Origin of the sequence: Streptomyces sp. F001 (assembly GCF_004187715.1) — a bacterium.
Lineage (GTDB): Bacteria > Actinomycetota > Actinomycetes > Streptomycetales > Streptomycetaceae > Streptomyces > Streptomyces flavusporus.
The window spans coordinates 38,026-62,230 of the sequence record NZ_QZWF01000014.1 but is presented as its reverse complement, the minus strand read 5'-3'; the positions used below and the strand labels follow the sequence as shown (position 1 = coordinate 62,230).

General features: G+C 69.7%; 27 protein-coding genes and 1 riboswitch. Of the genes, 13 read left to right on the top strand and 14 right to left on the bottom strand.

Features of this window, described 5'->3' with window-relative positions; all coding sequences use genetic code 11:
• The first annotated feature begins 147 nt into the window (after positions 1-147).
• On the top strand, positions 148-354 hold the full coding sequence (locus tag StrepF001_RS48595; RefSeq protein ID WP_129801953.1) for a hypothetical protein: 207 nt from the start codon (positions 148-150) through the stop codon (positions 352-354).
• On the opposite strand, the gene StrepF001_RS33100 is transcribed toward StrepF001_RS48595, so the two are convergent.
• Together StrepF001_RS33100 and StrepF001_RS33095 are read right to left on the bottom strand one after the other, a co-directional pair.
• On the bottom strand, positions 343-936 hold the full coding sequence (locus StrepF001_RS33100) for a TetR family transcriptional regulator (protein WP_129801874.1): 594 nt from the start codon (positions 934-936) through the stop codon (positions 343-345). The genes StrepF001_RS48595 and StrepF001_RS33100 overlap by 12 nt on opposite strands.
• Positions 937-977: 41 nt before the next feature.
• Positions 978-1,985 (bottom strand): aldo/keto reductase, encoded by a 1,008-nt coding sequence (locus StrepF001_RS33095; RefSeq protein WP_129801873.1) that lies wholly within the window; start codon positions 1,983-1,985, stop codon positions 978-980.
• A 164-nt stretch (positions 1,986-2,149) separates the two neighbouring features.
• Here StrepF001_RS33095 and StrepF001_RS33090 point away from each other — a divergent pair, with 164 nt between their 5' ends.
• Positions 2,150-3,196, top strand: coding sequence for a chitinase (locus tag StrepF001_RS33090; protein ID WP_129801872.1), 1,047 nt, complete (start codon positions 2,150-2,152; stop codon positions 3,194-3,196).
• A gap of 13 nt (positions 3,197-3,209) precedes the next feature.
• Here the strand turns inward: StrepF001_RS33090 and StrepF001_RS33085 are convergent, their stop codons facing one another.
• The 4 genes from StrepF001_RS33085 to StrepF001_RS33075 all read right to left on the bottom strand — a co-directional run bounded on the left by StrepF001_RS33085 (position 3,210) and on the right by StrepF001_RS33075 (position 6,560).
• A complete protein-coding gene (locus StrepF001_RS33085; protein ID WP_129801871.1) occupies positions 3,210-3,860 on the bottom strand; it encodes a 1,4-alpha-glucan branching protein in 651 nt (216 codons plus the stop codon).
• Between the two features lie 32 nt (positions 3,861-3,892).
• Positions 3,893-4,030, bottom strand: coding sequence for a hypothetical protein (locus StrepF001_RS45845; RefSeq protein WP_165396432.1), 138 nt, complete (start codon positions 4,028-4,030; stop codon positions 3,893-3,895).
• Between the two features lie 67 nt (positions 4,031-4,097).
• Positions 4,098-5,018 (bottom strand): DUF4394 domain-containing protein, encoded by a 921-nt coding sequence (locus StrepF001_RS33080; protein WP_129801870.1) that lies wholly within the window; start codon positions 5,016-5,018, stop codon positions 4,098-4,100.
• A 159-nt stretch (positions 5,019-5,177) separates the two neighbouring features.
• Positions 5,178-6,560 carry a glycine--tRNA ligase gene (locus StrepF001_RS33075; protein WP_129801869.1) on the bottom strand — a complete coding sequence of 461 codons (1,383 nt, stop codon included), beginning with the start codon at positions 6,558-6,560 and terminating at the stop codon, positions 5,178-5,180.
• Between the two features lie 194 nt (positions 6,561-6,754).
• Between StrepF001_RS33075 and StrepF001_RS33070 the strand changes: the two genes are divergently transcribed.
• The 4 genes from StrepF001_RS33070 to StrepF001_RS33055 are packed head-to-tail and all read left to right on the top strand — an operon-like array spanning position 6,755 to position 9,913.
• Positions 6,755-7,726, top strand: coding sequence for a zinc ABC transporter substrate-binding protein (locus tag StrepF001_RS33070; protein WP_129801868.1), 972 nt, complete (start codon positions 6,755-6,757; stop codon positions 7,724-7,726).
• Between the two features lie 17 nt (positions 7,727-7,743).
• Positions 7,744-8,520, top strand: a complete 777-nt coding sequence (locus StrepF001_RS33065; protein ID WP_129801867.1) for a metal ABC transporter ATP-binding protein — start codon at positions 7,744-7,746, stop codon at positions 8,518-8,520.
• A 12-nt stretch (positions 8,521-8,532) separates the two neighbouring features.
• Positions 8,533-9,435 carry a metal ABC transporter permease gene (locus StrepF001_RS33060; RefSeq protein ID WP_129801866.1) on the top strand — a complete coding sequence of 301 codons (903 nt, stop codon included), beginning with the start codon at positions 8,533-8,535 and terminating at the stop codon, positions 9,433-9,435.
• 58 nt (positions 9,436-9,493) lie between these two features.
• Positions 9,494-9,913 carry a transcriptional repressor gene (locus StrepF001_RS33055; RefSeq protein ID WP_129801865.1) on the top strand — a complete coding sequence of 140 codons (420 nt, stop codon included), beginning with the start codon at positions 9,494-9,496 and terminating at the stop codon, positions 9,911-9,913.
• 77 nt (positions 9,914-9,990) lie between these two features.
• On the opposite strand, the gene StrepF001_RS33050 is transcribed toward StrepF001_RS33055, so the two are convergent.
• The 5 genes from StrepF001_RS33050 to StrepF001_RS33030 are packed head-to-tail and all read right to left on the bottom strand — an operon-like array spanning position 9,991 to position 12,655.
• The gene (locus StrepF001_RS33050; RefSeq protein ID WP_129801864.1) at positions 9,991-10,521 is read right to left on the bottom strand and encodes a YcxB family protein; all 531 of its coding nucleotides are present in this window, start codon (positions 10,519-10,521) and stop codon (positions 9,991-9,993) included.
• A gap of 30 nt (positions 10,522-10,551) precedes the next feature.
• Entirely contained in the window at positions 10,552-11,391 is an 840-nt protein-coding gene (locus tag StrepF001_RS33045) for an isoprenyl transferase (protein ID WP_129801863.1), read from the bottom strand.
• A gap of 55 nt (positions 11,392-11,446) precedes the next feature.
• Positions 11,447-12,193: a DNA repair protein RecO gene (gene recO, locus StrepF001_RS33040; RefSeq protein ID WP_129801862.1), complete on the bottom strand. Its 747-nt coding sequence runs from the start codon at positions 12,191-12,193 to the stop codon at positions 11,447-11,449.
• A gap of 43 nt (positions 12,194-12,236) precedes the next feature.
• The gene (locus StrepF001_RS33035) at positions 12,237-12,452 is read right to left on the bottom strand and encodes a hypothetical protein (RefSeq protein ID WP_129801861.1); all 216 of its coding nucleotides are present in this window, start codon (positions 12,450-12,452) and stop codon (positions 12,237-12,239) included.
• The gene (locus StrepF001_RS33030) at positions 12,449-12,655 is read right to left on the bottom strand and encodes a hypothetical protein (protein ID WP_129801952.1); all 207 of its coding nucleotides are present in this window, start codon (positions 12,653-12,655) and stop codon (positions 12,449-12,451) included. Before StrepF001_RS33030 ends, StrepF001_RS33035 begins: the two co-directional genes overlap by 4 nt.
• Before the next feature lie 115 nt (positions 12,656-12,770).
• Here StrepF001_RS33030 and StrepF001_RS33025 point away from each other — a divergent pair, with 115 nt between their 5' ends.
• The 5 genes from StrepF001_RS33025 (at position 12,771) to StrepF001_RS33005 (ending at position 17,835) form a co-directional block, all read left to right on the top strand.
• Complete coding sequence (locus StrepF001_RS33025) at positions 12,771-13,604, top strand: helix-turn-helix transcriptional regulator (RefSeq protein ID WP_129801860.1); 834 nt, start codon at positions 12,771-12,773, stop codon at positions 13,602-13,604.
• Positions 13,586-13,819, top strand: a complete 234-nt coding sequence (locus StrepF001_RS33020; RefSeq protein WP_129801859.1) for a DUF397 domain-containing protein — start codon at positions 13,586-13,588, stop codon at positions 13,817-13,819. Before StrepF001_RS33025 ends, StrepF001_RS33020 begins: the two co-directional genes overlap by 19 nt.
• 1,006 nt (positions 13,820-14,825) lie before the next feature.
• Positions 14,826-14,962, top strand: a riboswitch (cobalamin riboswitch).
• A gap of 44 nt (positions 14,963-15,006) precedes the next feature.
• Complete coding sequence (locus StrepF001_RS33015) at positions 15,007-16,056, top strand: iron ABC transporter permease (protein ID WP_129801858.1); 1,050 nt, start codon at positions 15,007-15,009, stop codon at positions 16,054-16,056.
• On the top strand, positions 16,056-16,811 hold the full coding sequence (locus StrepF001_RS33010; RefSeq protein ID WP_129801857.1) for an ABC transporter ATP-binding protein: 756 nt from the start codon (positions 16,056-16,058) through the stop codon (positions 16,809-16,811). Before StrepF001_RS33015 ends, StrepF001_RS33010 begins: the two co-directional genes overlap by 1 nt.
• Positions 16,812-16,836: 25 nt before the next feature.
• A complete protein-coding gene (locus StrepF001_RS33005; protein ID WP_129801856.1) occupies positions 16,837-17,835 on the top strand; it encodes an ABC transporter substrate-binding protein in 999 nt (332 codons plus the stop codon).
• Between the two features lie 220 nt (positions 17,836-18,055).
• Here StrepF001_RS33005 and StrepF001_RS33000 read toward each other — a convergent pair whose 3' ends face one another.
• Together StrepF001_RS33000 and StrepF001_RS32995 are read right to left on the bottom strand one after the other, a co-directional pair.
• Positions 18,056-19,309: an SLC13 family permease gene (locus tag StrepF001_RS33000; RefSeq protein WP_240797789.1), complete on the bottom strand. Its 1,254-nt coding sequence runs from the start codon at positions 19,307-19,309 to the stop codon at positions 18,056-18,058.
• Between the two features lie 107 nt (positions 19,310-19,416).
• Positions 19,417-20,538 (bottom strand): PrpF domain-containing protein, encoded by a 1,122-nt coding sequence (locus tag StrepF001_RS32995; RefSeq protein ID WP_129801855.1) that lies wholly within the window; start codon positions 20,536-20,538, stop codon positions 19,417-19,419.
• A gap of 170 nt (positions 20,539-20,708) precedes the next feature.
• Between StrepF001_RS32995 and StrepF001_RS32990 the strand changes: the two genes are divergently transcribed.
• Positions 20,709-21,677, top strand: a complete 969-nt coding sequence (locus tag StrepF001_RS32990; RefSeq protein ID WP_129801854.1) for a LysR family transcriptional regulator — start codon at positions 20,709-20,711, stop codon at positions 21,675-21,677.
• Positions 21,678-21,847: 170 nt separating this feature from the next.
• Here the strand turns inward: StrepF001_RS32990 and StrepF001_RS32985 are convergent, their stop codons facing one another.
• Complete coding sequence (locus StrepF001_RS32985) at positions 21,848-22,306, bottom strand: protein phosphatase (RefSeq protein WP_240797788.1); 459 nt, start codon at positions 22,304-22,306, stop codon at positions 21,848-21,850.
• 258 nt (positions 22,307-22,564) lie between these two features.
• Between StrepF001_RS32985 and StrepF001_RS32980 the strand changes: the two genes are divergently transcribed.
• Positions 22,565-24,196: an ABC transporter substrate-binding protein gene (locus StrepF001_RS32980; RefSeq protein ID WP_129801853.1), complete on the top strand. Its 1,632-nt coding sequence runs from the start codon at positions 22,565-22,567 to the stop codon at positions 24,194-24,196.
• Positions 24,197-24,205 lie beyond the last annotated feature (9 nt).

Sequence of the window (24,205 nt, the reverse complement as noted above, 5' to 3'; positions counted from 1 at the left end):
CAGGCCGGCCACCTCGCCGGCGCCATGGCATGCGGCTCTCGGCCACAGGTTGGACAACTCGCCGTGAAGTGACCCCTGTTGATGTTGATCCTGCTGCACACTCCTTGCTGCCCGAAGAGACAGCCGGACGGGGACGCTGGAGGCGTCATGCCGCAGATCGACACGAGCAAGGTCAGCCGCTGGGATCAGCACGGACGCGAGCATGTCGTACGGGTCCAGCGCACCGGCGTGCAGCGCACGATCAGGTGCGAGACCTGCGGCTGGCGGCGGGGCGCGCAGTTTCTGCCCTGGCTGAAGGCGGAGGAGCACCTCGCCGAGGCCCACCAGGCGACGGTGGACCCGTCAGCGGCGTAGCCCCCGGATCAGCAGCTCCACGACCGCCTCGAACTCCCCCTCCACGCCTGGCAGTTCCCACTCCCTGGCGTAGTGCGGGTCGTGGAAGCGGTCCGTGGCGCGGAAGAGGGCGACGGCCGTGGTGGCCGGATCGTCGGTGGTGAAGGCGCCTGTGTCGACACCCACGCGGACGATCTCGGTCAGCTGGCCGGTGAGGTCGGCGATGTGCTCGCTGACGACCGTTTCGGCGGTCTCGGTGGTCAGCACCGAGTACGTGGCGAAGAGCTCCGGGTCGTCGAACGCCTTGCGGCGCTTGGCGGCGAAGAGTGCCGCGAGCCATTCGCGCACCCGGGTCTCCGGGTCCAGGCCGGGGGCGGCGACGATCGCCGCCAGCACCTGAGTCGTCCGGTCCAGCCACCTCTTCGTCACCGCCTCCCGCAGCGCCGCCTTCGTGCGGAAGTGCCGGTAGACGCTGCCGTGGCTGACGCCGAGCGCGCGGGCCACGTCGACCACGGTGGCCTTGGCCGGGCCGTGGCGGCGCAGCACCTCCTCGGTGGCTTCGAGGATGCGCTCGGCGGTCAGGGTCTGGGACGTCGGTGACATGCCCTAGACCGTACCCGGCACGGGATCCGCCGCCGGAATCACTACTTGCTCCCCAGATGGGCCATCTGCGGGGCCGGGTAGCGGTCACCCGCCACCGCGTCCGCCGGCACCGCCTCCTCGATCGCCGTCAGGTCGGCCTCGTCCAGCGTGACGTCCAGCGCGCCCAGCGACTCGGTGAGCCGCTCCCGGGTGCGGGCGCCGACGAGCGGCACGATGTCCTCGCCACGGGAGAGCACCCAGGCGATGGCGATCTGGGCGACGGAGACACCCTTGCGTTCGGCGATCTTCCGCAGCGCCTCGACCAGGTTCAGGTTGTGCTGGAGGTTCTCGCCCTGGAAGCGGGGCGACATCGCCCGGAAGTCGTTCGCGGCGAGCTGCCGGTCACGGGTGAAGTGGCCGGAGATCAGGCCACGGGACAGGACGCCGTACGCCGTGATGGAGATGCCCAGCTCACGGGTGGTCGGCAGGACCTCCTCCTCGATGCCGCGGGAGATCAGGGAGTACTCGATCTGCAGGTCGGCGACCGGCGCGGTGGCGGCGGCCCGGCGGATCGTCTCGGCGCCGACCTCACTGAGGCCCACATGCCGGACGTACCCCTTCTCGATCAGTTCCGAGATCGCGCCGACCGTCTCCTCGATCGGTACGCCGGGGTCGAGCCGCGCGATCCGGTAGACGTCGATGTGGTCGACGCCGAGGCGCTGGAGGGAGTAGGCGGCGAAGTTCTTCACCGCGGCCGGGCGGCCGTCGTATCCGGCCCAGCCGCCGTCCGGGCCGCGCAGCGCGCCGAACTTCACGCTGACCTGGGCCTGTTCACGCAGGCCGGCGGGCGCCGCGCGCAGGGCCTCGCCGATCAGCATCTCGTTGTGGCCCATGCCGTAGAAGTCGCCGGTGTCGAGCAGGGTCACGCCGGCCTCCAGGGCGGCGTGAACGGTGGCGATCGATTCGGCCCGGTCCGCGTCGCCGTACAGCGCGGACATGCCCATGCAGCCGAGGCCGAGGGCGGAGACCTGGGGGCCGGTGGTTCCGAGGGGGCGGGTTTGCATCGTCATGCCCTCCACCTTGCCCTAACAGGTGACAGATTTCAATATCTGTCATCCGTCATCTGTCATTCCATGCTTGACCCATATGGTCCAGACCTATTGACGAGAGGTCTGGACCACGAGCACGCTGTCATGTCTACGACACCTCACCGCACCCCCACCGGGAGGCCCGTATGCTCCGCCGAGCCCTGCGCCTGCTCGCCACCGCGCTGGCGACCGCCTGCCTCACCCAGCTCCCCGTCGCCACCACCGCCTCGGCGGCCGACACCTGCGCGGTCAAGCCGAAGCCGTCCGGCAAGGTCCTCCAGGGCTACTGGGAGAACTGGGACGGCGCCGCGGGCGGGGTCCACCCGCCCTTCGGCTGGACCCCGATCACCGACTCCCGTATCCCCGCCCACGGCTACAACGTCATCAACGCGGCGTTCCCCGTCATCCGCTCCGATGGGACGGCCCTGTGGGAGGACGGCATGGACACGGGCGTGAAGGTGGCCACCCCCGCCGAGATGTGCGCGGCGAAGGCGTCCGGCCAGACGATCCTGCTCTCGATCGGCGGTGCGACGGCCGGCATCGACCTCAACTCCACCGCCGTGGCGGACAAATTCATCGCGACGATCGTCCCGATCCTGAAGAAGTACAACTTCGACGGCATCGACATAGACATCGAGACGGGCCTGACCGGCAGCGGCAACATCGGCCAACTGTCCACGTCCCAGGCCAACCTGATCCGCATCATCGACGGGATCCTCGCCCAGATGCCGCCCAGCTTCGGCCTGACGATGGCCCCGGAGACGGCCTACGTCACCGGCGGCAGCGTCGTCTACGGCTCGATCTGGGGCGCCTACCTGCCGATCATCAAGAAGTACGCCGACAACGGCCGTCTGTGGTGGCTGAACATGCAGTACTACAACGGCAGCATGTACGGCTGCTCCGGTGACTCCTACTCCGCCGGCACCGTAGAGGGCTTCGTCGCCCAGACCGACTGCCTCAACAAGGGCCTGGTCGTGCAGGGTACGACGATCAAGGTGCCGTACGACAAGCAGGTGCCGGGCCTGCCCGCGCAGTCGGGCGCGGGCGGCGGCTACATGTCACCGTCCCTCGTCGCCCAGGCGTGGCGGCATTACGGCACCTCGCTCAAGGGCCTGATGACCTGGTCGATCAACTGGGACGGCTCGAGGAACTGGACCTTCGGCGACAACGTGAAGGCGTTGCAGGGCCGTTGATCCCCGACGGAGCCTAGCGACGAGCGTCGGCGAACAACCCGTGGACGCGGGTGCCGTCCGGCAGTTGCCAGGCACCGCCGACATGACCGGCGGCCCCCTCGGGGAGGAGCGACGCACCCTCCGGGCCGGGCCGCAGGACCCGGTGCAGCCGGAGGGTCGTGCCGTCCGGCGCGGTCAGCCGGGTGCCGTCCGAGTCGTCGGCGACAGGAGCCGTGACCTCCTTCGTCGTGCGGCCCGGCCCGGCGTAGGAGCGGGTGACCTCCTGGTCGACGGTTGCGGTGACGTTCTGCGCCTGGGCCTCGGCCCTCCCCTCGATCAGGGCCCACAACTGGGCGACCAGCACCGGGTCGTGGCAGCCGTCGTAGGCCCAGCGACGGCCGAGCACCCCGTGCTCCATGGTCCCGACGAGGGCGTGCTCCGCGCCGTCGAGAGGGGCGCCTCGATAGGTCAGCGGCACCAGATAGCTGACCGGCTCGGGACCCGCGGCATCGGTGGTCACCATGAACTCGATTCCGACCTCGCCCTCCGGGTCGTCCAGCCGGAAGCCGCCGGCCTTGGCGAGGCGGGGTTCACCGGCACCGCCGTACCACGGGCGGGAGGGCAGCCAGGAGGTGAGCAGTTCCAGCTTGGTCGGCTTGAGGGTGGTGTGGTGGATGATGGCCATGCTGCAGGCTCTCACGGACAACTGAAGCGCAACTACACCTCTTCGATCATGAGCCTGGGCCCGCTCCTGGTCCACCCGCAACGCCACCGCCGCCACAGACGTTCCAGCGGGCCGCCGGTACCGGCGGTGGCGACCACGACGAGGGTGGTCAGGAGAGAGACGACACTCATGCCGCCACCCTGCCGTGGCCGCCGTATACCCCTACAGGGCCGATCGCGGGCCCTGTTGCCGGACCCCTCAGCCCTGCCGCAGCGGTATCGCCAGGTCCACCACCTGCCGCCCCTTCGGGAAGCCGCCGGTCACCGTCGCCTTTCCGGTCAGCAGGTTGACCCGGAGGGTGCGTGAACCGGTCACCACGTAGCCGGTGGTGGTGCCGCTGTTCGGCGAGCTGTAGATGTCGAAGCCCGAGTCGGGAGGCAGGTCCGTGCCCGTCTTTCCGGTCGGGGCCAGGTTGCCGGCGTTGGCCGGGGACTGGACGGAGACCTGGTCCTGGGCCGTGTCGAGGTCGAAGAGGGTCGTGGCCGTCGTCGCGTCGAGGTCGTTGTTCGTGTACGCCGCCCCGGTCACGCCCGTCGCCGTCGCGCCCGTCGTCGCGGGCGGCACCGGCGGGTTGGTGAGGGTGCCGTCGACGGCTGTCGTGCCCGCGGCCGGGGCGCCCGCCGGGTCGTCGATGTTGTGGCGGAGGTTCTGGCCGGTGTCGCTGATGACGCGCAGCCGGTTGGCGGCCGGGTTGAAGTCGACGCCGTAGGAACGGCCCTGGAGGGCGACGCTCAGCTGCGAGACCTTGGTGGCCCTGGCGCCGATCTCACGGATCGTGTAGACGCCGCCCTGGTCGCCGACGCCGTACAGCTTGTTGTTCTGCACCCGGTAGTCGATGCCGACGAGCCTGGTGTCGCCCTTGAGGCCGCTCACCTTGCCGAGCGGGAGGACGACGCCGGGCCGGTCGACACGGAAGCGGACGAGCCGCTGGTCACCGGTCAGCCCGACGGCGACGAGCCGGTCCCCGGACGCCTGCGGCAGCCCGGCACCGACGCCGCCCTTCGCCTCGATACCGGCGACGGAGTCGCCGCCCTGTCCCCCGTCGCTCGCCGCCACATAGCCGACCGACCCGACCGCCAGCGCCAGTACGGCCGCCCCGATCACTGTTTGCTTGCGCATGATGCCCCCGTGAGAGGTTCGTCGCCGCGGCCCGCCCGATGCGGGCCGCACATGCCCTCTCCTTCGGAGCAGACCGCCTCACGGACGGCAAAAACCCCGATTCCGTTACGTCTGTTACGTCCGTAACGGAATCGGGGTATCAGTCAGCGCCCTCGGGCCTCAGCAGCCGACGAGCCGGCCGGCCAGGTAGCCCTCGATCTGGTCCAGCGACACACGCTCCTGCTTCATCGTGTCGCGCTCACGCACGGTCACCGCGTTGTCCTCCAGGGTGTCGAAGTCGACCGTCACGCAGTACGGCGTGCCGATCTCGTCCTGGCGGCGGTAGCGGCGGCCGATGGCGCCGGCGTCATCGAACTCGATGTTCCAGTTCTGGCGCAGCGCCTGGGCGAGGCCCTTGGCCTTCGGGGACAGCTCCGGGTTGCGGGACAGCGGGAGCACCGCGACCTTCACCGGGGCGAGCCGGTGGTCGAGGCGCAGCACCGTGCGCTTCTCCATCTTGCCCTTGGCGTTGGGCGCCTCGTCCTCGACGTAGGCGTCGAGCAGGAAGGCCAGCATCGCGCGGCCGACACCGGCCGCCGGCTCGATGACGAACGGCGTCCAGCGCTCGCCGGCCTCCTGGTCGAAGTAGGAGAGGTCCTGGCCGGAGGCCTTGGAGTGGGAGGAGAGGTCGTAGTCGGTGCGGTTGGCGACGCCCTCCAGCTCGCCCCACTCGCTGCCGCCGAACTGGAAGCGGTACTCGATGTCGGCGGTGCGCTTGGAGTAGTGGGAGAGCTTCTCCTTGGGGTGCTCGTACCAGCGCATGTTCTCCTCACGGAGACCCAGGCCGGTGTACCAGTTCCAGCGCTGCTCCATCCAGTACTCGTGCCACTTCTCGTCCTCGCCGGGCTTGACGAAGAACTCCATCTCCATCTGCTCGAACTCGCGGGTGCGGAAGATGAAGTTGCCCGGCGTGATCTCGTTGCGGAACGACTTGCCCATCTGGGCGATGCCGAACGGCGGCTTGCGGCGCGAGGTGGTCTGCACCTGGGCGAAGTTGGTGAAGATGCCCTGCGCGGTCTCGGGGCGCAGGTACGCGATGGAGCCGCTGTCCTGCGTCGGGCCGAGGTGGGTGGACAGCAGACCCGAGAACTGCTTGGGCTCGGTGAACTGTCCCTTGTTGCCACAGTTGGGGCAGTTGATGTCGGCGAGGCCGTTCTCCGGGGCGTGACCCTTCTTGGCCTCGTAGGCCTCCTCCAGGTGGTCCGCGCGGAACCGCTTGTGGCAGGAGGTGCACTCGGTCAGTGGATCGGTGAAGGTGGCGACGTGACCGGAGGCGACCCAGACCTCGGGGGCGAGGATCACGGACGAGTCGATACCGACGACGTCCTCGCGCGACGTCACCATGTAGCGCCACCACTGACGCTTGAGGTTCTCCTTGAGCTCGACACCCAGCGGCCCGTAGTCCCAGGCGGCGCGCTGACCGCCGTAGATCTCACTGCACGGGAAAACGAAGCCACGGCGCTTGCTCAGGCTGACGATGGTGTCGATCTTGTCGGCGGCCACGGTGCTCTCTTCATTACGACGACGGGCGACGAAGCGAGATGCTTCAGAGCGAATGCTTCAGGTTACCGGCGGGGGCTCCCCCTCAATCAAATCGGTCCGGCCTCCGGGCGCACCTCACCCCTTACCAGGGGCTTACCCGGGCCTCACCAGGCGCTTGTTGACAATCGTTTCCATATTCGGTGAAAATGACTGTCATGAACGTACGACGACCTCACATATCCGGGATCGCGATAGCGGCGGCCACCGCGCTCGGCCTCGGAACCCTCTCCGCATGCTCCGACGACAGCTCCGCGGCGGGCAACTCGGACAAGTTCGACGTCGTCGCCTCGTTCTACCCGATGCAGTTCCTCGCCGAGCAGATCGGCGGGGACCATGTGAACGTCACCACCCTCACCGAGCCCGGCCAGGAGCCCCACGACCTGGAGCTCAGCACCAAGCAGACCGCCGAGCTCGGCGAGACGGACGCGGTGCTCTATCTCAAGACCCTGCAGCCGGCCGTCGACGAGGCCGTCGACCAGTCCGGCGTCAAGACCAAGATCGACGCGGCCACGCTGACCGAGCTCGAGGACCACGGCGACGTCGAGCACAGCCACGAGGGTGAGGAAGGCCACGCCGAGGAGGAGCACTCCGAAGAGGAGGAGCACGCCCTCGACCCGCACGTCTGGCTGGACCCGGTGAAGTACGCCGAGATCGCCGAAGGCGTCGGCACGGCCTTCGAGAAGGCCGACCCGGACAACGCCGCGGACTACCGGAAGAACACCGAGGACCTGGTCAAGAAGCTGGACGCCCTCGACACCGAGTTCGCGGACGGCCTGAAGAACAGCCAGACGAAGGTCTTCTTCACCAACCACGCGGCCTTCGGCTACCTCGCCGAGCGCTACGGCCTGACCCAGGAGGCCATCTCCGGCCTCGACCCGGAGAGCGAGCCCAGCCCGGCCCGGATCAAGGAGCTCCAGGAGGAGGCCAAGGCCGACGGCGTGACCACGGTCTTCTACGAGACACTGGTCAGCGACAAGACCGCGAAGACCCTCGCCCAGGACGCGGGCCTCAGGACGGACGTCCTCGACCCGCTCGAGGGCATCACCGACAAGTCCAAGGGCGACGACTACTTCCAGGTCATGGAAGCCAACCTCCAGTCGCTGCAGAAGGCCCTGGGCACCAAGTGATCGTTACGGAGGACGCCATGGGCGCCACGGGAGAGCCCGTCATATCGATGCGCGGCATACGCGCCGACCTCGGTTCGCGCCCCGTCCTGCGCGGCATCGACCTCACCGTGCGCCACGGTGAGGTCGTCGCGCTGCTCGGCGCGAACGGCTCCGGCAAGTCGACGGCGGTACGCAGCCTCATCGGACAGGTCCCGGTCAGCGCGGGCGAGATCGAGCTGTTCGGCACCCCGCGGCGCCGGTTCCGCGACTGGGCGCGGGTGGGCTACGTCCCGCAGCGCACCACGGCCGCGGGCGGCGTGCCCGCCACGGTGACGGAGGTGGTGTCCTCCGGGCGGCTGTCCCGGGCCCGCTTCGGTGTGCTGCGCAAGGCGGACCACGCGGCCGTACACCGCGCCCTGGAGCTGGTCGGCATGGCGGACCGGGCGAAGGACTCCGTGGGCGCCCTCTCCGGCGGCCAGCACCAGCGCGTCCTGATCGCCCGCGCCCTCGCCTCCGAACCCGAGCTGCTGATCATGGACGAGCCGATGGCCGGCGTCGACCTGGACAGCCAGGAGGTGCTCGCGCGGACGCTGCGGGAGCAGGTCGCGGGCGGTACGACGGTCCTGGTGGTCATGCATGAACTCGGTCCCCTGGAGCCCCTGATCCAACGGGCGGTCGTCCTGCGCGACGGCTGCGTCCTGCACGACGGACCACCCCCGAAGGCGGTCGGCCAGCACGCGCTGCCCGGCCACGACCACGTCCACCCGCACGCGGCGCACGACGCCGAACCGATGCGCACAGGACTGCTGAGCTGAGAAGGCCCCACCATGGAATTCCTGAACTACGCCTTCATGCAGCGGGCCCTGCTCGCCGCCGTCCTCGTCGGCATCACCGCCCCCGCGATCGGCATCTACCTCGTCCAGCGCCGCCAGGCCCTGATGGGCGACGGCATCGGCCACGTCGCGATGACCGGCGTCGGCCTCGGCTTCCTGCTCTCCTGGTCGCCGGTGTGGATGGCGACCCTGGTGTCCATCCTCGGCGCCGTCCTGATGGAGCTGATCCGCTGGTACGGCAAGACCCGCGGCGACATCGCCCTCGCGATGCTCTTCTACGGCGGTATGGCCGGCGGCGTGATGTTCATCAACCTCGCGCCGACCGGCTCCAACGCCAACCTCACGTCGTACCTCTTCGGGTCCCTGTCGACGGTGAGCGAGTCGGACGTCACGGCGATCTGCATCCTCGCCGCGTTCGTCGTGCTGGTCACCCTGGGGCTGCGCCGACAGCTCTTCGCGGTCAGCCAGGACGAGGAGTTCGCCCGGGTGACGGGCCTGCCGGTGCGGGCGCTGAACCTGCTCACGGCCGTCACCGCGGCGGTGACGGTCACCGTGGCGATGCGGGTGGTCGGTCTGCTGCTCGTCTCGGCGCTGATGGTGGTCCCGGTGGCCGCCGCCCAGCAGCTCAGCCGCAGCTTCGCGGCCACGTTCGCGATCGCGGTCGCCATCGGGGTCGGCGTGACCACCGGCGGCACGATCACCTCGTACTACCAGGACGTTCCGCCCGGCGCGACCATCGTGCTGCTGACGATCGGCGCGTTCATCGTGCTGACCGCCCTGGCCACGCCGCTCGCCCGGCGCCGCGCGCGGGTGCTGGCCGCCGCGCACCCCTCCGGGGCCCCGGCGGAGTGTGCAATTCCGGCCAGCAGGGGTGCGCAGGACGAGATCGGCGTCTGACCGCGCCCAGTCCGGGCTGGCACAATGGCCCGGCAGAAGCAACGCAAGGAGGCAACCAGTGACGACCGCTGGACCGCCCGTGAAGGGCCGCGCCACTCGGCAGCGCGCCGCCGTGGCGGCAGCCTTGGAAGAGGTCGAGGAGTTCCGCAGCGCGCAGGAACTGCACGACATGCTCAAGCACAAGGGCGACGCCGTCGGCCTGACCACGGTCTACCGCACCCTGCAGTCCCTCGCCGAGGCCGGCGAGGTCGACGTCCTGCGCACCTCCGACGGCGAGTCCGTCTACCGCCGCTGCTCCACCGGCGACCACCACCACCACCTCGTCTGCCGCACCTGCGGCAAGGCCGTCGAGGTCGAGGGCCCGGCGGTCGAGACATGGGCCGAGGCCATCGCCGCGGAACACGGCTACGTCAACGTGGCGCACACGGTGGAGATTTTCGGCACGTGCGCGGAGTGCGCGGCGGCCTGCGGCGGCTGAGGCCGCGGCGACGGCAGGTTCAGGGCAGCATGTCGCCGCGGTTCACGCAGGAGTAGGAGCCGTCGTCGTTCCGGCCGTCATACGCGGGAGAGGTGACGGTCGAGCAGGGCCCGCAGGCGCTGCACGTCCTCCTCGGTGCGCAGACCGCGTTTGGGCGCGACCTCCAGGATCAGGATGTTCGGGTCGCGGCTGAGCAGCACCAGATGATCACGAGTCTCGCGGTAACCACGGAACAGCGACCAGCGCTGCGTCAGCGTGGTGTGCTCGGTCTCGACCGTGATCCCGGCATCGGACACCGTGGCCCGATACTCGCCCTGCCACGAGACGGTCCGGAACACATGGTTGGCCTGAATGCGGGGCGTGCCCCAGATCAGGACCGCGGTCAGCAGCGAAAGCGCGACCCCCGGCGCCGCATCCGCCCCACCGAAGGCGAGAAACACGCCGAATGCAGCGAACAGCACCGCGACCGCCCACCGCACCGGCGCCAGCCGCCGAATGCGGTCACGGACCTGTATGCCTCGGAGAATGTCGGCCCGTGTCGGCCGGAAGGCCAGCTCGACGGTGTCAGTGCCACTGTCCTGAATGATGTCCCGCCCCTGGTGAACCATGGGCGGAACTCTATCTACCAGCGGCCGGACTCAGCCGCGCGGCTGCTTGCCCTCCATCGCCAGCAGCTCCTCGTTAGGAATCGCCCCACCGAAGCGGCGGTCGCGGGAGGCGTACTCCACACACGCCCGCCACAGGTCGCGGCGGTCGAAGTCCGGCCACAGGACGTCCTGGAAGACCATCTCGGCGTAGGCGCTCTGCCAGAGCAGGTAGTTGGAGGTGCGCTGCTCGCCGCTGGGGCGCAGGAACAGGTCGACGTCCGGCATGTCGGGGTAGTAGAGGTACCTCGCGAAGGTCTTCTCGGTGACCTTGGACGGGTCGAGCCGCCCGGCCCGTACGTCCTCGGCCAGGGCCTGAGCGGCATCCGCGATCTCGGCCCGCCCGCCGTAGTTCATGCAGAAGTACAACGTCAGCCGGTCGTTCCCCTTGGTCTGCTCCTGAGCGATCTGCAGCTCCTTGGCGACCGACTTCCACAGCTTGGGCATCCGCCCCACCCACCGCACCCGAACCCCGAGTTCGTCGAGCTGGTCACGGGTCTTGCGGATGAAGTCCCGGTTGAAGTTCATCAGGAAGCGCACCTCGTCCGGCGACCGCTTCCAGTTCTCGGTGGAGAAGGCGTACAGCGAGATCGCCCCGACGCCCATCTCGATCGCGCCCTGCAGCACGTCCAGCACGCGCTCGGCGCCCACCTTGTGGCCCTCGGTGCGCGGCAGCCCGCGCTGCTTCGCCCAACGCCCGTTCCCGTCCATGACGATCGCCACATGGCCGGGGATCAGCTCACCGGGGAGCTTCGGCGCGCGGGCGCCGGACGGATGCGGCTCCGGCGTCTTGTACTCGCGGCGCTGGCGGCCCAGAAACCCGCGTACGGCCATGTGGTCTCGTCTCCTCTTGCCCGACATGCGTGTTGTCGCTTACTTCTCTACGTGCTTACTTCTCTACATACCGCAGGGACCGCAGCCCTCGCTCCAGATGCCAGTGCAGGTACGCGGACACCAGCCCGCTCCCCTCGCGCACGTACCGCGGTTCGCAGGCGTCCGCGGTCTCCCAGTCTCCCGTAAGCAGCGCGCCGAGCAGTTCCAGGGTCTGCGGCGAGGGTACGACGCTGCCGGGCACCCGGCAGTCGACGCAGACGGATCCGCCGGACGCCACCGAGAAGAACCGGTTCGGCCCCGGCAGACCGCAGCGCGCGCAGTCGGTGAAGCTCGGCGCGTAGCCGTTCACGGCGAGGGAGCGCAGCAGGAAGGCGTCGAGGACGAGGTGCGGTGCGTGCTCCCCCCGGGCCAGCGTGCGCAGGGCGCCGACGAGCAGCAGGTACTGCTGGACGGCCGGCTCGCCCTCGTGATCGGTGAACCGCTCGGCGGTCTCCAGCATCGCCGTCCCGGCGGTGTACCGGGCGTAGTCGGTGACGATGCCGCCGCCGTACGGAGCGATGGTCTCGCTCTGCGTGCACAGCGGCAGCCCGCGCCCGATCAGCTCGCTGCCCCGCGCGAAGAACTGCACGTCCACGTGCGAGAAGGGCTCGAGCCGCGCCCCGAACTTGGACTTGGTCCGCCGCACCCCCCGCGCTACGGCGCGTACCCGCCCGTGACTGCGGGTGAGCAGCGTGATGATCCGGTCCGCCTCACCCAGCTTCTGGGTGCGCAGCACGATGCCGTCGTCGCGGAACAGGCTCATGCGCCCATTCTTCCCTACGCGGGTGGCCCCTCCTTCGCCTCCTTCAAGGAACCTCACCCCGGCTGCGGGCGTTCGCGTACGCGGTGGCCGCGCTGAGCCGCTCGGCCGCGGTGGCGTGGCGCAGGACGCCGGGATCGGCGTCCCACTCCCGCCCGCCGCCGTACGGTCTCACCTGCACGTACGGCCCCTCATGCCCCATGACGACGCCCAGGCGCCCGGTCCGGGTGTCCACGACATACGACCCGACCGGGGGCTTCACCGGATCACCGCCGCGAGCCGACGCGCGGTCTCCATCGAACACCGGCCCAGTTCCACCAGCGGACAGGGCGCCTCCCGGGCAAGGCTCGCCGGATCGAGTCGCAGTGACGGCAGGGTAATTCCGGCCTTTTCGAGTGCCGTCCGCAATTCATTCAAGGTGTCCTCCGCCTCTTCGACGCACAGCGCCGAGTGTCGTGCTTCCACCTGGTTCCCCTTCGCCATCGAGTTTCACGCTTTCCGACTCCAGAATGACCTGGTCGCCCTACACTCGGCAGGAGCTTGTGCGCTACAAAGCGGGGGCAGGGCAAGGGGGTTGGCCATGGCCAACGGTTCACGTCAGGCGGCGTGGGAGTTCTTCGGGGCGGAGTTGAAGCGGCGGAGAGAGGACGCCGGGATCACTCAGGTGGAGTTAGGAACCCGGGTATTTGTCTCCGGCGGATATATCGGGCAGTTCGAACAGGCGATTCGGAAGCCTCAGCTTGATGTGGCGCAGCGGATTGATGAGGCCCTGCAAACCGACGGTATTTTCGAACGGCTTTGGCGAAAGCTCATCAAGGACCATCGGTACGCGGATTACTTCGCGAAGGCGGCGGAGCTGGAGCGGCTGGCGACGAAGATCTGCGAGTTCGCGCCCGCGCTGGTGCCGGGCCTCTTGCAGACCGCGGAGTACGCGCGTGCGGTGACGCTGGCGATGAACCGGTTCGCGACGGACGAGTACATCGAGGACAAGGTGTCCGGCCGACTGGAGCGCCAGCACATCCTCAAGGACGCTACAAGGCCCGTGTATTGGGTCGTTCTGCACGAGAACATGCTGCGCATCCCGGTCGGCAGCCCCGCCGTCATGGCGGAGCAGCTGGAACGCGTGGCGGCGCTGGCGCGGGAGCGAACGGTGCTGGTGCAGGTGCTGCCGTATGCGGCGGGGGCGTACGCCCTCATGAACGGCATGCTGGAGTTGATGGAGTTCGACGACGCTCCACCAACCGCCTATACAGAAGCCGTGTATTCGGGGAATCTGCTGGACGATCCGGCTGTGGTGAAGCGAGCGTACGCGGCATACGATCTGATCAGGGCCGCCGCGCTGTCGCCGGAGGCGTCCCTGGCCCTGATCGAGTTGGCGGCGGAGGACTTCAGACGATGGGCGAGTACGGCCTGAGCAACGCGAGCTGGCGCAAGAGCACCTACAGCGACGGCAACGGCGGCAGCTGCGTCGAGGTCGCCGACGGAGTCCCCGGCGTTGTCCCCGTCCGGGACAGCAAGGTGCCGCACGGTCCAGTGGTCGTGATCGGGTCGGCAGCCTGGACGGAGTTCGTCGGCACCGTCGGGGCCGCCCGCTTCTCTGCCAGTGTCGTGCTTCCACGAGCCGAGTAAAGGGCGCTGCGCGTCGCCTGACGGCGATCGGCCTGCGGCCGACCCTTGACTCGGCTCGCTCCAGCACGGGTGAGAAGCGAGCGAGCGGCCCGGAAAGGCGGGTGCCCCAGGTCGGCCGACCATGCGGGTCGGCTGGGGCGTTGGCCGGGGTTGGGGCGCGTCAGCGCCTCGCACGCACGCCGGGTGGGCTCAGCGGCTGACGGATGGTGGGGGCTGGGGCGCGCCAGCAGGGAAGGCACGCCGCGGTCGGCTCAGCGGCGTCGGTGTGGGTGGTGACGGCCGCGTCGCGGTGGGGGCACGCTGGGTGGGCTCAGCGGCACCCGGCCGGTGGGAGGCGGGCGGGTGGCAGCGTCCGGGGTCTGTGACTGGCAAGGCGTCCCTCGGGTTCCGATGCCAGACGCTGGCGCTGACGCTGGACCAGGAATTGGCCGATTTGGGCCACCCAGGGGGAGAGAAAGCCCAGGTGGGACTGCCTGCCCGTGGCCCAAATCGGCCAATTACCTGCCGGGGTGCGGTCCGTGAGGCTGGTGTGACATCCGTGACTTGCCGGGGCCCGGCAAGTCCGTGCTCGCCCCCTCCGCCACCTCTGCCTCCCGCCGGGGGAAAGCCGCTATGCCGACCCGTCTTACCCCATCCGCCTGGCGCGCCCCAGCCACCCACCGCCCGCAGGGCCGCTTAACCGAGCCGGCGTGCCCCCACCCCGCTGCCGCGCCCGCCAACCCCGGCCCGCTCCGCAGCCGACGGAGGCGACCGCCTGCCTCGGCCACCCGCCTTTCCGGGCCGCTCGCTCGCTTCTCACCCGTGCTGGAGCGAGGCGAGTCAAGGGTGGCCCGCAGGGCCATCGCCGAAGGCGACGCGGAACGCAGCGCAGCGGAGTGGAGCGCCCTTTACTCGCCTCGCGGAAGCACGACACTGACAAAGAAGCGGGCGGCCCCGACGGTGCCGATGAACGCCGTCCGCGCGGCCGACCCCTGGACGGTCAGGTCACCTCCAGAGCCCGTTCACCTCCGTCGGCTGCTACGCTCACGGCGCCTCCCGCGGGGGAAGTCCGGTGAGAGTCCGGCGCTGACCCGCAACGGTGTGTACGAGGACCCAACAGTCCACGTGCGAGCCCGATTACCCGTGGGCGGTGTGCCATCCGTTGATCGCTCGCCGTGGACTGCGAGCCGAGGCGAAGGACCGCCGCCGTGCGCCGACATCCAGGCCGGATACCCGTTCCCCTGTTGGTTGTCGTGCTGGGGTTACTCCTGCTCGGGTCGCTCGTGTGCGGGGTGGGGCTGGGCGCCGCCGGGGTCGGCTGGGAAGACGTCTTCCGGTTCCTCGGGGCCGGTTTCACCGGCGGGACCATCGGTGCCGGGGACGTGGCGGCGTACACCATCGTCTGGGAGATCCGGCTGTCGCGCGTCGTGCTCGCGGCTGTCGTCGGGGCGGGGCTCGCCACCGTCGGGGTCGCCGTGCAGGCGATGGTGCGGAACGCGCTCGCCGATCCGTTCGTGTTGGGGATCTCGTCCGGGGCGGCTGTCGGTGCCAACGCCGTGATCCTGCTCGGGGCGTTCGCCGGACTCGGGGTGTGGGCGCTGTCCGTGTCCGCGTTCGGGTCCGCGCTCGCTGCCATGGCGATCGTGTACGCCGTCGCCCGGTCGGCGCACGGGCTGACGCCGCTGCGGCTGATTCTGACGGGGACGGCGATGGCGTACGGGTTCGAGGCGCTCACCACGGTGATGGTGTTCGGCGCTGCCCGGGGCGAGGCCGCCCGGTCGGCGATGATGTGGCTGCTGGGCAGCCTGGGCGGGGCCACCTGGGCGCGGGTGCCGATCGTCGCGGTGACCGTGGCGGCCGGGTGGGCGTGGCTGCGGCTGCGCGCCGAGGCGCTGAACGCGCTGGCGATGGGGGACGAGACGTCTGCGGCCCTGGGAGTCCCGGCCGCGCGGCTGCGGCGGGAGTTGTTCCTGGTGACGGCGGCCGTGACGGGGACCGTCGTCGCGGTGAGCGGGGCGGTCGGCTTCGTCGGGCTGATGGTGCCGCATGTCGTACGGATGCTGGTCGGCGCCGATCACCGGCGGGTGCTGGCCGTTGCTCCGCTCGCCGGGGCGGTGCTGCTGGTGTGGGCGGACGTGCTGTCGCGGCTGCTGTTCGCGCCGGTCGAGCTGCCGGTCGGGGTGATCACGGCGGTGGTCGGGGTGCCCGCCTTTCTGCTGCTGATGCGGCGCGGTGGCTATGCGTTCGGGGGGCGTTGATGCGGCTCGATGTGGAGGGCGTGTCGGTCGAGGCCGCCGGGGTGCGGCTGGTGGACGACGTCCGGCTCGCGGCCGACAGCGGGGCCTTCGTGGGGCTCGTCGGGCCCAACGGGAGCGGGAAGTCGACCTTGCTGCGGTGCGTGTACCGGGCGTTGCGGCCCTCGGGCGGCGTGGTGCGGCTGGACGGGGACGACGTGTACACGATGGATCCGCGGGCCGCCGCCCGACGGCTGGCCGCGTTGCCGCAGGAGTCGTCGGCCGAGTTCGACTTCACAGTGGCCGAGGTGGTGCGGATGGGGCGGCTGCCGCACCGGGGACGCACCGCCGTCGAGGACGCCGCGATCTGCGCCGAGGCCATGGAGCGGACGGGCGTCGGGCATCTCGCCGAGCGTGGGTTCCTCGCCCTGTCCGGGGGTGAGAAGCAGCGGGTGCTGATCGCGCGGGCGCTGGCGCAGCAACCCCGGGTGCTGGTGCTCGACGAACCCACCAACCACCTCGACATCGCCCACCAGTTGGACGTCCTTTCGCTCGTCCGCGCCAGCGGGCTGACCGTGCTGGCCGCGCTGCACGACCTCAACCTCGCCGCCGCGCACTGCGATCTGCTGTATGTCGTGGAGGGGGGCCGGGTCGTGGCCTCCGGGCCGCCGCACGACGTGCTCCGACCGGAGCTGCTCGCCGAGGTGTTCGGGGTGCGGGCCCATCCCGTACGGCATCCGGAGACCGGTGCCGTGCAGCTGCTGTTCGACCTGCTTTGAGCCGACTCGCTAAGGAAACCCTTGTATGTGCAAGCCAGTTGCTGCCTTTCTTTCCCTCGCCGCTCTCGTCACCGCCGGCTGCGGCGCGCAGGTCGACACGTCGTCCGACGCGAAGGCCACGACGTCCGTCACCCTCACCAACTGCGGCCAGAAGGTCACCTACGACAAGGTCCCGAGCCGCGTGGTCACCAACGACGTCGGGATCACCGAGCTGATGTTCGCGCTCGGCCTGGAGGACCGGATGGCCGGGTTCGTGATGCCCGACGACAAGGGCGACCTGGGCGGGGTGCCGTGGAAGGACGGCTACGACAAGGTGCCGTGGCTGTCGAAGGACCAGGTGACGAAGGAGGACGTCCTGGACGCCCGCGCGGACATGGTCTTCGCCGGGTGGAACTACGGGTTCCGTGAGGACGCGGGCTTCACCCCGGACACGTTGCGCAAGCTCGGCGTCTCCTCCTACGTCCTGACCGAGTCCTGCCGCAACGGTCGCACGGACACCTCCCGCGGCATCATGCCGCCGCTGCAGGCGCTGTACGAGGACCTCACCAACCTGGGCAAGCTGTTCGGCGTGGAGAAGCGGGCCGCCGAGCTGATCGCCGGCTTCCAGAAGCAGGTGGCCGACGTCGAGGCGAAGGCCCCCAAGGGCGCCGACCGTCCCAAGGTGTTCCTCTACGACAGCGGCGAGGACCAGCCCTTCACCTCCGGCCGATACGCTGCGCCCGACCAGATCATCGGCAAGGCGGGCGGCGTCAACGTCATGCACGACCTGGAGGACTCGTGGACGACGGTCGGCTGGGAAACGGTCGTCGAACGCAACCCCGACGTGATCGTGATCTGCGACTACGGGGACGTCAGCGCCGAGCAGAAGAAGCGGTTCCTGCTGTCGTACGCCCCGTTGCGGAACGTGTCGGCCGTCAAGCACCAGCGGATCTTCACGCTGGACTACGTCGACCTGGTGGAGAGCCCGCGGAACCCGTCGGCGATCGAACGCCTGGGGACGTACCTGAGGGATGGCCGGAGGTGAACCCCGGCAAGAACTGGGAAGTTGCCCGTTAGGACAAGGAACTCTGGCTGTCTCATGTGCCGACTGAGGCGACACCGGGAGAGCGAGGAGACCGTTGGGTTCCCTGACCTCTTGTTGTCTCAGAGGGAGTTGGGGTGGATCACTTCTTTGACCGTACAGACCCGCTCGGCGCGATCATCGCGCCGAGCGGCCGGCCGACGTTTCGTCGCCGTCCTGTGCTCTATGACCAGGGCAGGACCAGGGCACCCCAGGCGACGACGGGACCGAGGGCGACGATGCCGCCGGTGTAGCTGATGACCTGGCGGTAGAAGCGGCGGGCGTCGACGCCACGGGCGTTGGCCAGGACCAGGGCACCATTCGTGGAGAAGGGGGAGGTGTCGACGATCGTGGTGGACACCGCCAGGGCGGCGATCAGCCCGGCTGCGTTGAGGTGGCTGGAGAGCAGCAGTGGCACGGCGATGGGGATGATCGCCGTGAGGATCGCGGTGGACGAGGCGAACGCCGAGGTGATGGCCACGGTGAAGCACAGCAGCAGGGCTACGACGATCGGGGCGCCCAGGCCCGCGGCGTGCTCGGAGATCTCCTCGATGATGCCGGCCTTCTCGAGCATCGCGATGTACGTCATCATGCCGGCGACCAGCAGCAGCGTGGACCAGCTGATGCCGTCGACCGCCTTCTCCTGTCGCTTCATGTCCACCAGGGCCAGTAGGGCTCCCGCGACCAGGGCCAGGAAGCCGATCTCCAGCTGGAAGCCGAGCGCCCCGACGACGAGGGCGAGCAGGCAGCCCAGAGTCAGCCACTGCCGCCAGTCGGGCCTGCCGGAGACGGCGAGATCCTCGTCGTCTCCGGTCGCGTCGTCGCTTTCGGCCAGTGGAACAGGACGCTTGGCCAGCAGCGCGTAGGTGAGCAGTGACAGCACCAGGTTGATCACGAAGCTGGCGGTGAACAGCGCGACGGGAGACACGTGCAGTTCAGTCTTGTCGACCAGGCCGAGGACCAGCGCACCGGAGACGGCGAGCGGGGAGAACGCGCCCGCGTGGCCGCCGCTGATCACCATCATGCCGACCACCAGCGGGTTCAGCTTGTAGCGGTGGGCGAAGTTCATACCGATCGGCACGAGGATCGCGACGGCGGCCGGGGTGAACGTGCCGAACGCCGTCAGCAGGGCGGCAACCAGGAACAGCACCCAGGGGATGAGCGCGACCTTCCCGCGCACCAGCCGCACGCCGACCGCGACGAGCAGGTCGATGGTGCCGTTGCGGCGGGCGACGGAGAACAGATACGTGACCCCCACGATCGTCACGAACAGCTTCACCGGAAAGCCTTCGAAGATCTCGTCCTCGGTGAGGCCGAGCGAGGCAGTGCCGACCGCGAAGGTCGCGACGAAGGCAAGAATGCCCAGGTTGATCGGCAGTACGGTGCCGATCACGAACATCACCAGCAGCGCGCCTATGGAGATCACTTCAGGAGACATCTTTGTTCCTTGGTGCATGAGGGGACGGGAGTGCGCGCCCCGAGGGCGCGAGGCTACCCCGGTGTGGACGGCTGGGGACCGGCCGCCCGAGGTGAGATGCATCCCGGTCAGGAAGCCTTGCGTGCTCCCCGGTCCGGTACGTAGATGCGTGCGTCGGCGAGCAGCCGGGCGGCCCGCTGCACGGTGACCCGCTCCGGGACGCCGTCGCGGACGTCCGAGCAGCGGACCGCCACGACACCGGCGGGGGTGCCCAGGCGCAGCCATTCGCCGCGCTCTTCGGCGGCGGCCCGGGAGACCACGGAGTCCTCCAGCAGGGCCGCGGCCGCGACGGCGACGGCGGAGGTGAGACCGATCGCCGGGTGGGGGGCGTTCATGGTGAGCATGCGTACCGAGACGTCGTAGTCCTCGGCGGCGACGGGTTCGCCCAGGGTGGTGGTGTACGGCACCGGGGGGCCGATCAGGCCCACCTTGGGTACCGCGTCGCCGGGCTCCTGCCCCGGCTCGAGGAGTCCCATCAGCGGTGCGGCCGCGTGCCGGACCGCGCGCAGCCACGGCACGTCGGCGCGCATCTGGTCCGGGGTCTCGGCGCCGGTGCGACCGGCGCCGAGCGCGTCCACGAGAACCACGGGAGCGCCCGCGTCCACCATGCTCACCCGCTGCGGCGCCGCGGTGCCGAGCCGCAGTTCGTCGGCCGCCCGCCCGGTGGGCAGCAGCGAGCCCGTCGTGCCGCCGGCCGGGCGGAGGAAGGTGAGGCCGACCGCCACGCCGCCGGCCCGGGTGCCCGGCACGGTCTGGTCGCCGAAGTCGTGCACCACGCCGCCCGTGGTGTCCACCACGCCTTCCAGCAGCGCGCCGGTGTTGCTGTTCCGCATCACCACGCGGGTGCGGTCACCGGTGACGGGCACCAGCCCCTTCGCTACTGCGTACAGGGCGATGCCGGTGGCGCAGTTGCCGCAGTTGCTGGTCCACTCCACCGTGCCGGTGCCGATGCCGACCTGCGCGAAGAGGTAGTCGACATCCACGGCGGGCTCGGGTGAGACGCCGACGACGGCGGCCTTGGAGGTGGTCGGTGTCGCTCCGCCCACCCCGTCCAGCTCCACCGGGTCGGTGGAGCCATAGGCGGCGACCAGCAGCTTCTCCAACTCGCTGCGGTCGGTGGGGACATGGACCTGGCTGAACAACCAGCACTTGCTGGTGCCGCCACGTACCAGGGTCGCGGGAGTGTGCACGGCTTCGGGCTCTTCCTGTGTCTCATGGGGAGGGAGAGCGCCGGGCGGACGGTTACGGGCGTGTTGCGATCCGGTGAACCGCTCGGCGAATGCGACGACCTTCGCAGACGCGTGACTTGGGCACAATGGCAGATTCCTTCAGTACGGTTTAGCTAAGCTAAACTCTTCGCATGCTGAACGTGCGCCGTCTGCTGCTGCTCACCGAGGCCGCCGAGCGCGGCTCGCTCACCGCCGCCGCGGAGGCGATGGGAATGACCACCTCCGCCGCCTCCCAGCAGATGTCCCTGCTGGAACGGGAGGCCGGACAGCCCTTGATCGAACGGCTGCCGCGCGGCATCCGCACCACCCCCGCGGGCGCCGCCCTGGCCGAGCGGGGCCGGGTCATCCGCCGCGAACTGGGCGCAGCCGAGGCCGATCTGGAGTCCTTCGCCGACCTCGACCAGGGCACTCTCAGGCTCGGCTCCTTCCCCACGGCCAGCGCCTCACTGCTGCCGCTCGCCCTCACCCGGTTCAGCCACCGTCACCCCGGCGTGCGGATCGTGGTACGTGCCGGAGTCCTCGATCAGCTGCGCGAGATGCTGCACACGGGCGAGGTCGAGCAGGCGCTGCTGTGGGACTACGAGTGGAACCGCGTCGACGACGACGCCCTCGCCGTCACGCACCTCCTCGACGACCCGACCGTGCTGGTCGTGCCCGCCGACTCCCCGCTGCGCACCCGGCCGGCGCTGCGCCTCGGCGACCTCGCCGATCAGGAGTGGATCATCCGCGCCGACAACCATCCCGTCGCCGACGTTCTGCGCCGCAGCTGCCGCCGGGCCGGGTTCGAGCCGCGTATCGCCTATGCCTCGCACGACTACCAGGAGGCACAGGCCATGGTCGCGGCCGGTCTCGGCATCGCCCTCGCTCCCCGACTCGCCCTCACCAGCCGCCGCAGCGACGTCCGCCTGCTGCCCTTCGGCTCCGACGTGCCCGCTCCCACCCGTCGCATCCTGCTCGCCCGCGCCGCGACCCGCGCCGCGACCCCACCCGCCCAGACCATGGCCCGCGTACTGCGCGCGGTGGCGCAGAAGTTCACCGACGCCGGCCTCGACCGCACTCAGCTCGGCGCTGTGCGAAGAGGCGGACCCGGACGCGTCTGAGAACCACTGCGGAACAGAGGCGAAGGGACGCCGCTTGCCCTGTGCGCTGGAGGCAGCGTGCGTGCCCACGCCGTCCGACATCGCCACCCTGCGTGCTGCCCCACCGCAGGCGCCGCCTCCGCCGCCAACGGTGCGGCAGGTGACCAGCCCAACTGTTCCTGACGTCCGCCTCACCCGGTGGCGAAGCCCGGCACATACCGCCGCTGCCACCACGTCTCCACCGCCCGCCGGTCGTAGTGCGCGCGGACATACGCCACCGCCTCCTCGGCCGGTACGCCGTCCAGGACGGCCAGGCAGGCCAGGGCCGTGCCGGTGCGTCCGCGTCCGCCGCCGCAGGCGATCTCGACCCGCTCGCGGGCGGCACGTCCCCAGGCCTCGGTGAGGGCCGCACGGGCGTCGGCTCGGTCCGCCGGGAGGCGGAAGTCGGGCCAGCGGACCCAGCGGAAGTCCCAGGGGACGGCGGGGGGCCGCTTGCCGAGCAGGTAGAGGCCGTACGACGGGCTGGGCGCCCCTGGTGCGAGGGGACGCCGCAGACCGCGTCCCCGCACCAGTCGCCCCGACGGCAGCCGGAGCACGCCCGGCGTCTGCTCGTCCCACAGCTTCTGCGTCTCCACCGGATCAGTCTCCAAGGGATCACTGTTCACAGGGTCGGTCCCCAGGGGATCAGTCTGGCCGCCCGTGCACTCACCTGCGTCAACTCCCGCCATTTCATACCGCCATTGGCGTGACCTCTGGCAGATACGCCATTCGTGTGTGATCCCTTGACCGCCCCCACGGCCGCTCCTATGGTCGCGCTGACCGGACGTAGAACGTCGTATCTCCTGATTGACTGAATCATCTGAATCGCCTGAATCATCCCACCGCCTCCCCACCACTCCGGAGGACCCGTGCGCGACGTGACCAACGACGTTCCGACGCTGCACCGCCGCTCTTTCCTGAAGTACACCGGCGCCCTCGGCGCCGCCGCCGCGGTCTCCGCGTCGCTGTCCGCCTGTTCGGCCGGCCCGGAGTCCACCAACGACACCGGCGACGGGGGCGAGGGCGCGAACCGGACGCTCACGGCGGTCATCGGCTACGGGAACGACGGCAGCTGGGATCCGACGCAGACCGCGTCCGCGTTCTGCATGGCCGGCAACAACCACATCTACGAGGGGTTGCTCGACACCGACCCGATCTCGCGTGAGCCGTATCCGGCCCTGGCGATCCAGGCGCCCGCGGACCTCACCGGCACGTCCTGGAAGTTCACCCTGCGGGCGGGCGCGAAGTTCCACGACGGCAAGCCGGTCACCGCCGACGACGTGGTCTTCGTCTTCGACCGGATCCTCGACCCGGACACCCAGACCCTGGCCAAGGGGTTCTTCGAGCCCTGGCTGAAGGACGTGCGGAAGATCGACGCGCAGAACGTGGAGCTGGTCCTGAAGTTCCCCTTCCCGGAGGGCGTGTCCCGGCTCACCCTCGCGAAGATCATGCCGAAGCACGTCTTCTCCCGGCCCGGCGCCTGGGACGAGGCGATCAAGGGGCTGGCGGTGGGTTCGGGGCCGTACCGGCAGACCGCGCACCACCCGAAGTCCAACACCACCTTCGAGGCGTTCGACGGCTACAACGGTCCGCGCCCGCCCGCCTTCAAGAAGATGAACTGGCTGACGATCGTCGACGCCGCCCCGCGCGTCGCGAGGATCTCCGGCGCGAGCGCGGGCGCGCAGATCGCGGACAACATCCCGTACGCCAACATCGGCCGACTGGAGAACGGCGGACTGACGGTGGCCGGCGGGGCCGGGATGAACAACCTGTTCCTGATGTTCAACACGCGGCGCAAGCCGTTCGACGACGTACGGGTGCGGCAGGCGCTGCACTACGCCATCGACACCGAGAAGATGGTGGAGGTGGCCCTCAAGGGGCACGGGAAGCCGTCGTCGTCGTTCCTCGACGAGAGCAACCCGGCCTACCGGCGCGCGAAGACCGTCTACGACCACGACCCCGACAAGGCCAGGGCCCTGCTGAAGCAGGCCGGGGTCAGCGGGCTGAAGGTCGAGATCCTTGCGGTGAACGTCAGTTGGATCGTCGACTGTCTGCCGACCATCAAGTCGTCCTGGGACGCGATCGGCGTGCGGACCACGCTGTCGCCGCAGGAGACCACGGCCGTCTTCACCAAGATGGACCAGAAGCAGGACTACCAGGTCGTCGCCGCCGCCTCGAACCCCAACCAGTTCGGCCTCGACGCCGACCTGATCATGCACTACAACTACGGGCCCGAGAACCTGTGGATGGGTTACGCCCGCTGGTCCGACGACCCGGTCGCCAAGCAGCTGTTCAGGGACATGGACCAGGCGACCCGGGAGGCGGACCCGGACCGCAAGAAGGCGATGATCCAGGACTACATCGACGTCGTCGCCGAACAGGCCGTGCTCTACCCGGTCGTCCACAACGAACTCATGACGGCCTGGAACCCGAGCCAACTCGCGGGCATAAGGGCCCAGCCGTACCCCGGAATCAACGTCCTCCAGGCCAAGTGGGCTTAAATATCCGGG

Excerpts from the sequence above, each read along its gene's own strand:
- StrepF001_RS33085 (WP_129801871.1), bottom strand. The coding sequence starts at position 3,860 with ATGGCCATCATCCACCACACCACCCTCAAGCCGACCAAGCTGGAACTG.
- StrepF001_RS33000 (WP_240797789.1), bottom strand. The coding sequence starts at position 19,309 with ATGTCTCCTGAAGTGATCTCCATAGGCGCGCTGCTGGTGATGTTCGTG.
- StrepF001_RS33025 (WP_129801860.1), top strand. The coding sequence starts at position 12,771 with ATGGCCAACGGTTCACGTCAGGCGGCGTGGGAGTTCTTCGGGGCGGAG.
- StrepF001_RS32990 (WP_129801854.1), top strand. The coding sequence starts at position 20,709 with ATGCTGAACGTGCGCCGTCTGCTGCTGCTCACCGAGGCCGCCGAGCGC.
- StrepF001_RS33065 (WP_129801867.1), top strand. The coding sequence starts at position 7,744 with ATGGGCGCCACGGGAGAGCCCGTCATATCGATGCGCGGCATACGCGCC.
- recO (WP_129801862.1), bottom strand. The coding sequence starts at position 12,193 with ATGAGCCTGTTCCGCGACGACGGCATCGTGCTGCGCACCCAGAAGCTG.
- StrepF001_RS45845 (WP_165396432.1), bottom strand. The coding sequence starts at position 4,030 with ATGAGTGTCGTCTCTCTCCTGACCACCCTCGTCGTGGTCGCCACCGCC.
- StrepF001_RS48595 (WP_129801953.1), top strand. The coding sequence starts at position 148 with ATGCCGCAGATCGACACGAGCAAGGTCAGCCGCTGGGATCAGCACGGA.
- StrepF001_RS33045 (WP_129801863.1), bottom strand. The coding sequence starts at position 11,391 with ATGGCCGTACGCGGGTTTCTGGGCCGCCAGCGCCGCGAGTACAAGACG.
- StrepF001_RS33080 (WP_129801870.1), bottom strand. The coding sequence starts at position 5,018 with ATGCGCAAGCAAACAGTGATCGGGGCGGCCGTACTGGCGCTGGCGGTC.
- StrepF001_RS33070 (WP_129801868.1), top strand. The coding sequence starts at position 6,755 with ATGAACGTACGACGACCTCACATATCCGGGATCGCGATAGCGGCGGCC.
- StrepF001_RS33050 (WP_129801864.1), bottom strand. The coding sequence starts at position 10,521 with ATGGTTCACCAGGGGCGGGACATCATTCAGGACAGTGGCACTGACACC.
- StrepF001_RS33095 (WP_129801873.1), bottom strand. The coding sequence starts at position 1,985 with ATGACGATGCAAACCCGCCCCCTCGGAACCACCGGCCCCCAGGTCTCC.
- StrepF001_RS33060 (WP_129801866.1), top strand. The coding sequence starts at position 8,533 with ATGGAATTCCTGAACTACGCCTTCATGCAGCGGGCCCTGCTCGCCGCC.
- StrepF001_RS33090 (WP_129801872.1), top strand. The coding sequence starts at position 2,150 with ATGCTCCGCCGAGCCCTGCGCCTGCTCGCCACCGCGCTGGCGACCGCC.
- StrepF001_RS33100 (WP_129801874.1), bottom strand. The coding sequence starts at position 936 with ATGTCACCGACGTCCCAGACCCTGACCGCCGAGCGCATCCTCGAAGCC.
- StrepF001_RS33020 (WP_129801859.1), top strand. The coding sequence starts at position 13,586 with ATGGGCGAGTACGGCCTGAGCAACGCGAGCTGGCGCAAGAGCACCTAC.
- StrepF001_RS33010 (WP_129801857.1), top strand. The coding sequence starts at position 16,056 with ATGCGGCTCGATGTGGAGGGCGTGTCGGTCGAGGCCGCCGGGGTGCGG.
- StrepF001_RS33005 (WP_129801856.1), top strand. The coding sequence starts at position 16,837 with ATGTGCAAGCCAGTTGCTGCCTTTCTTTCCCTCGCCGCTCTCGTCACC.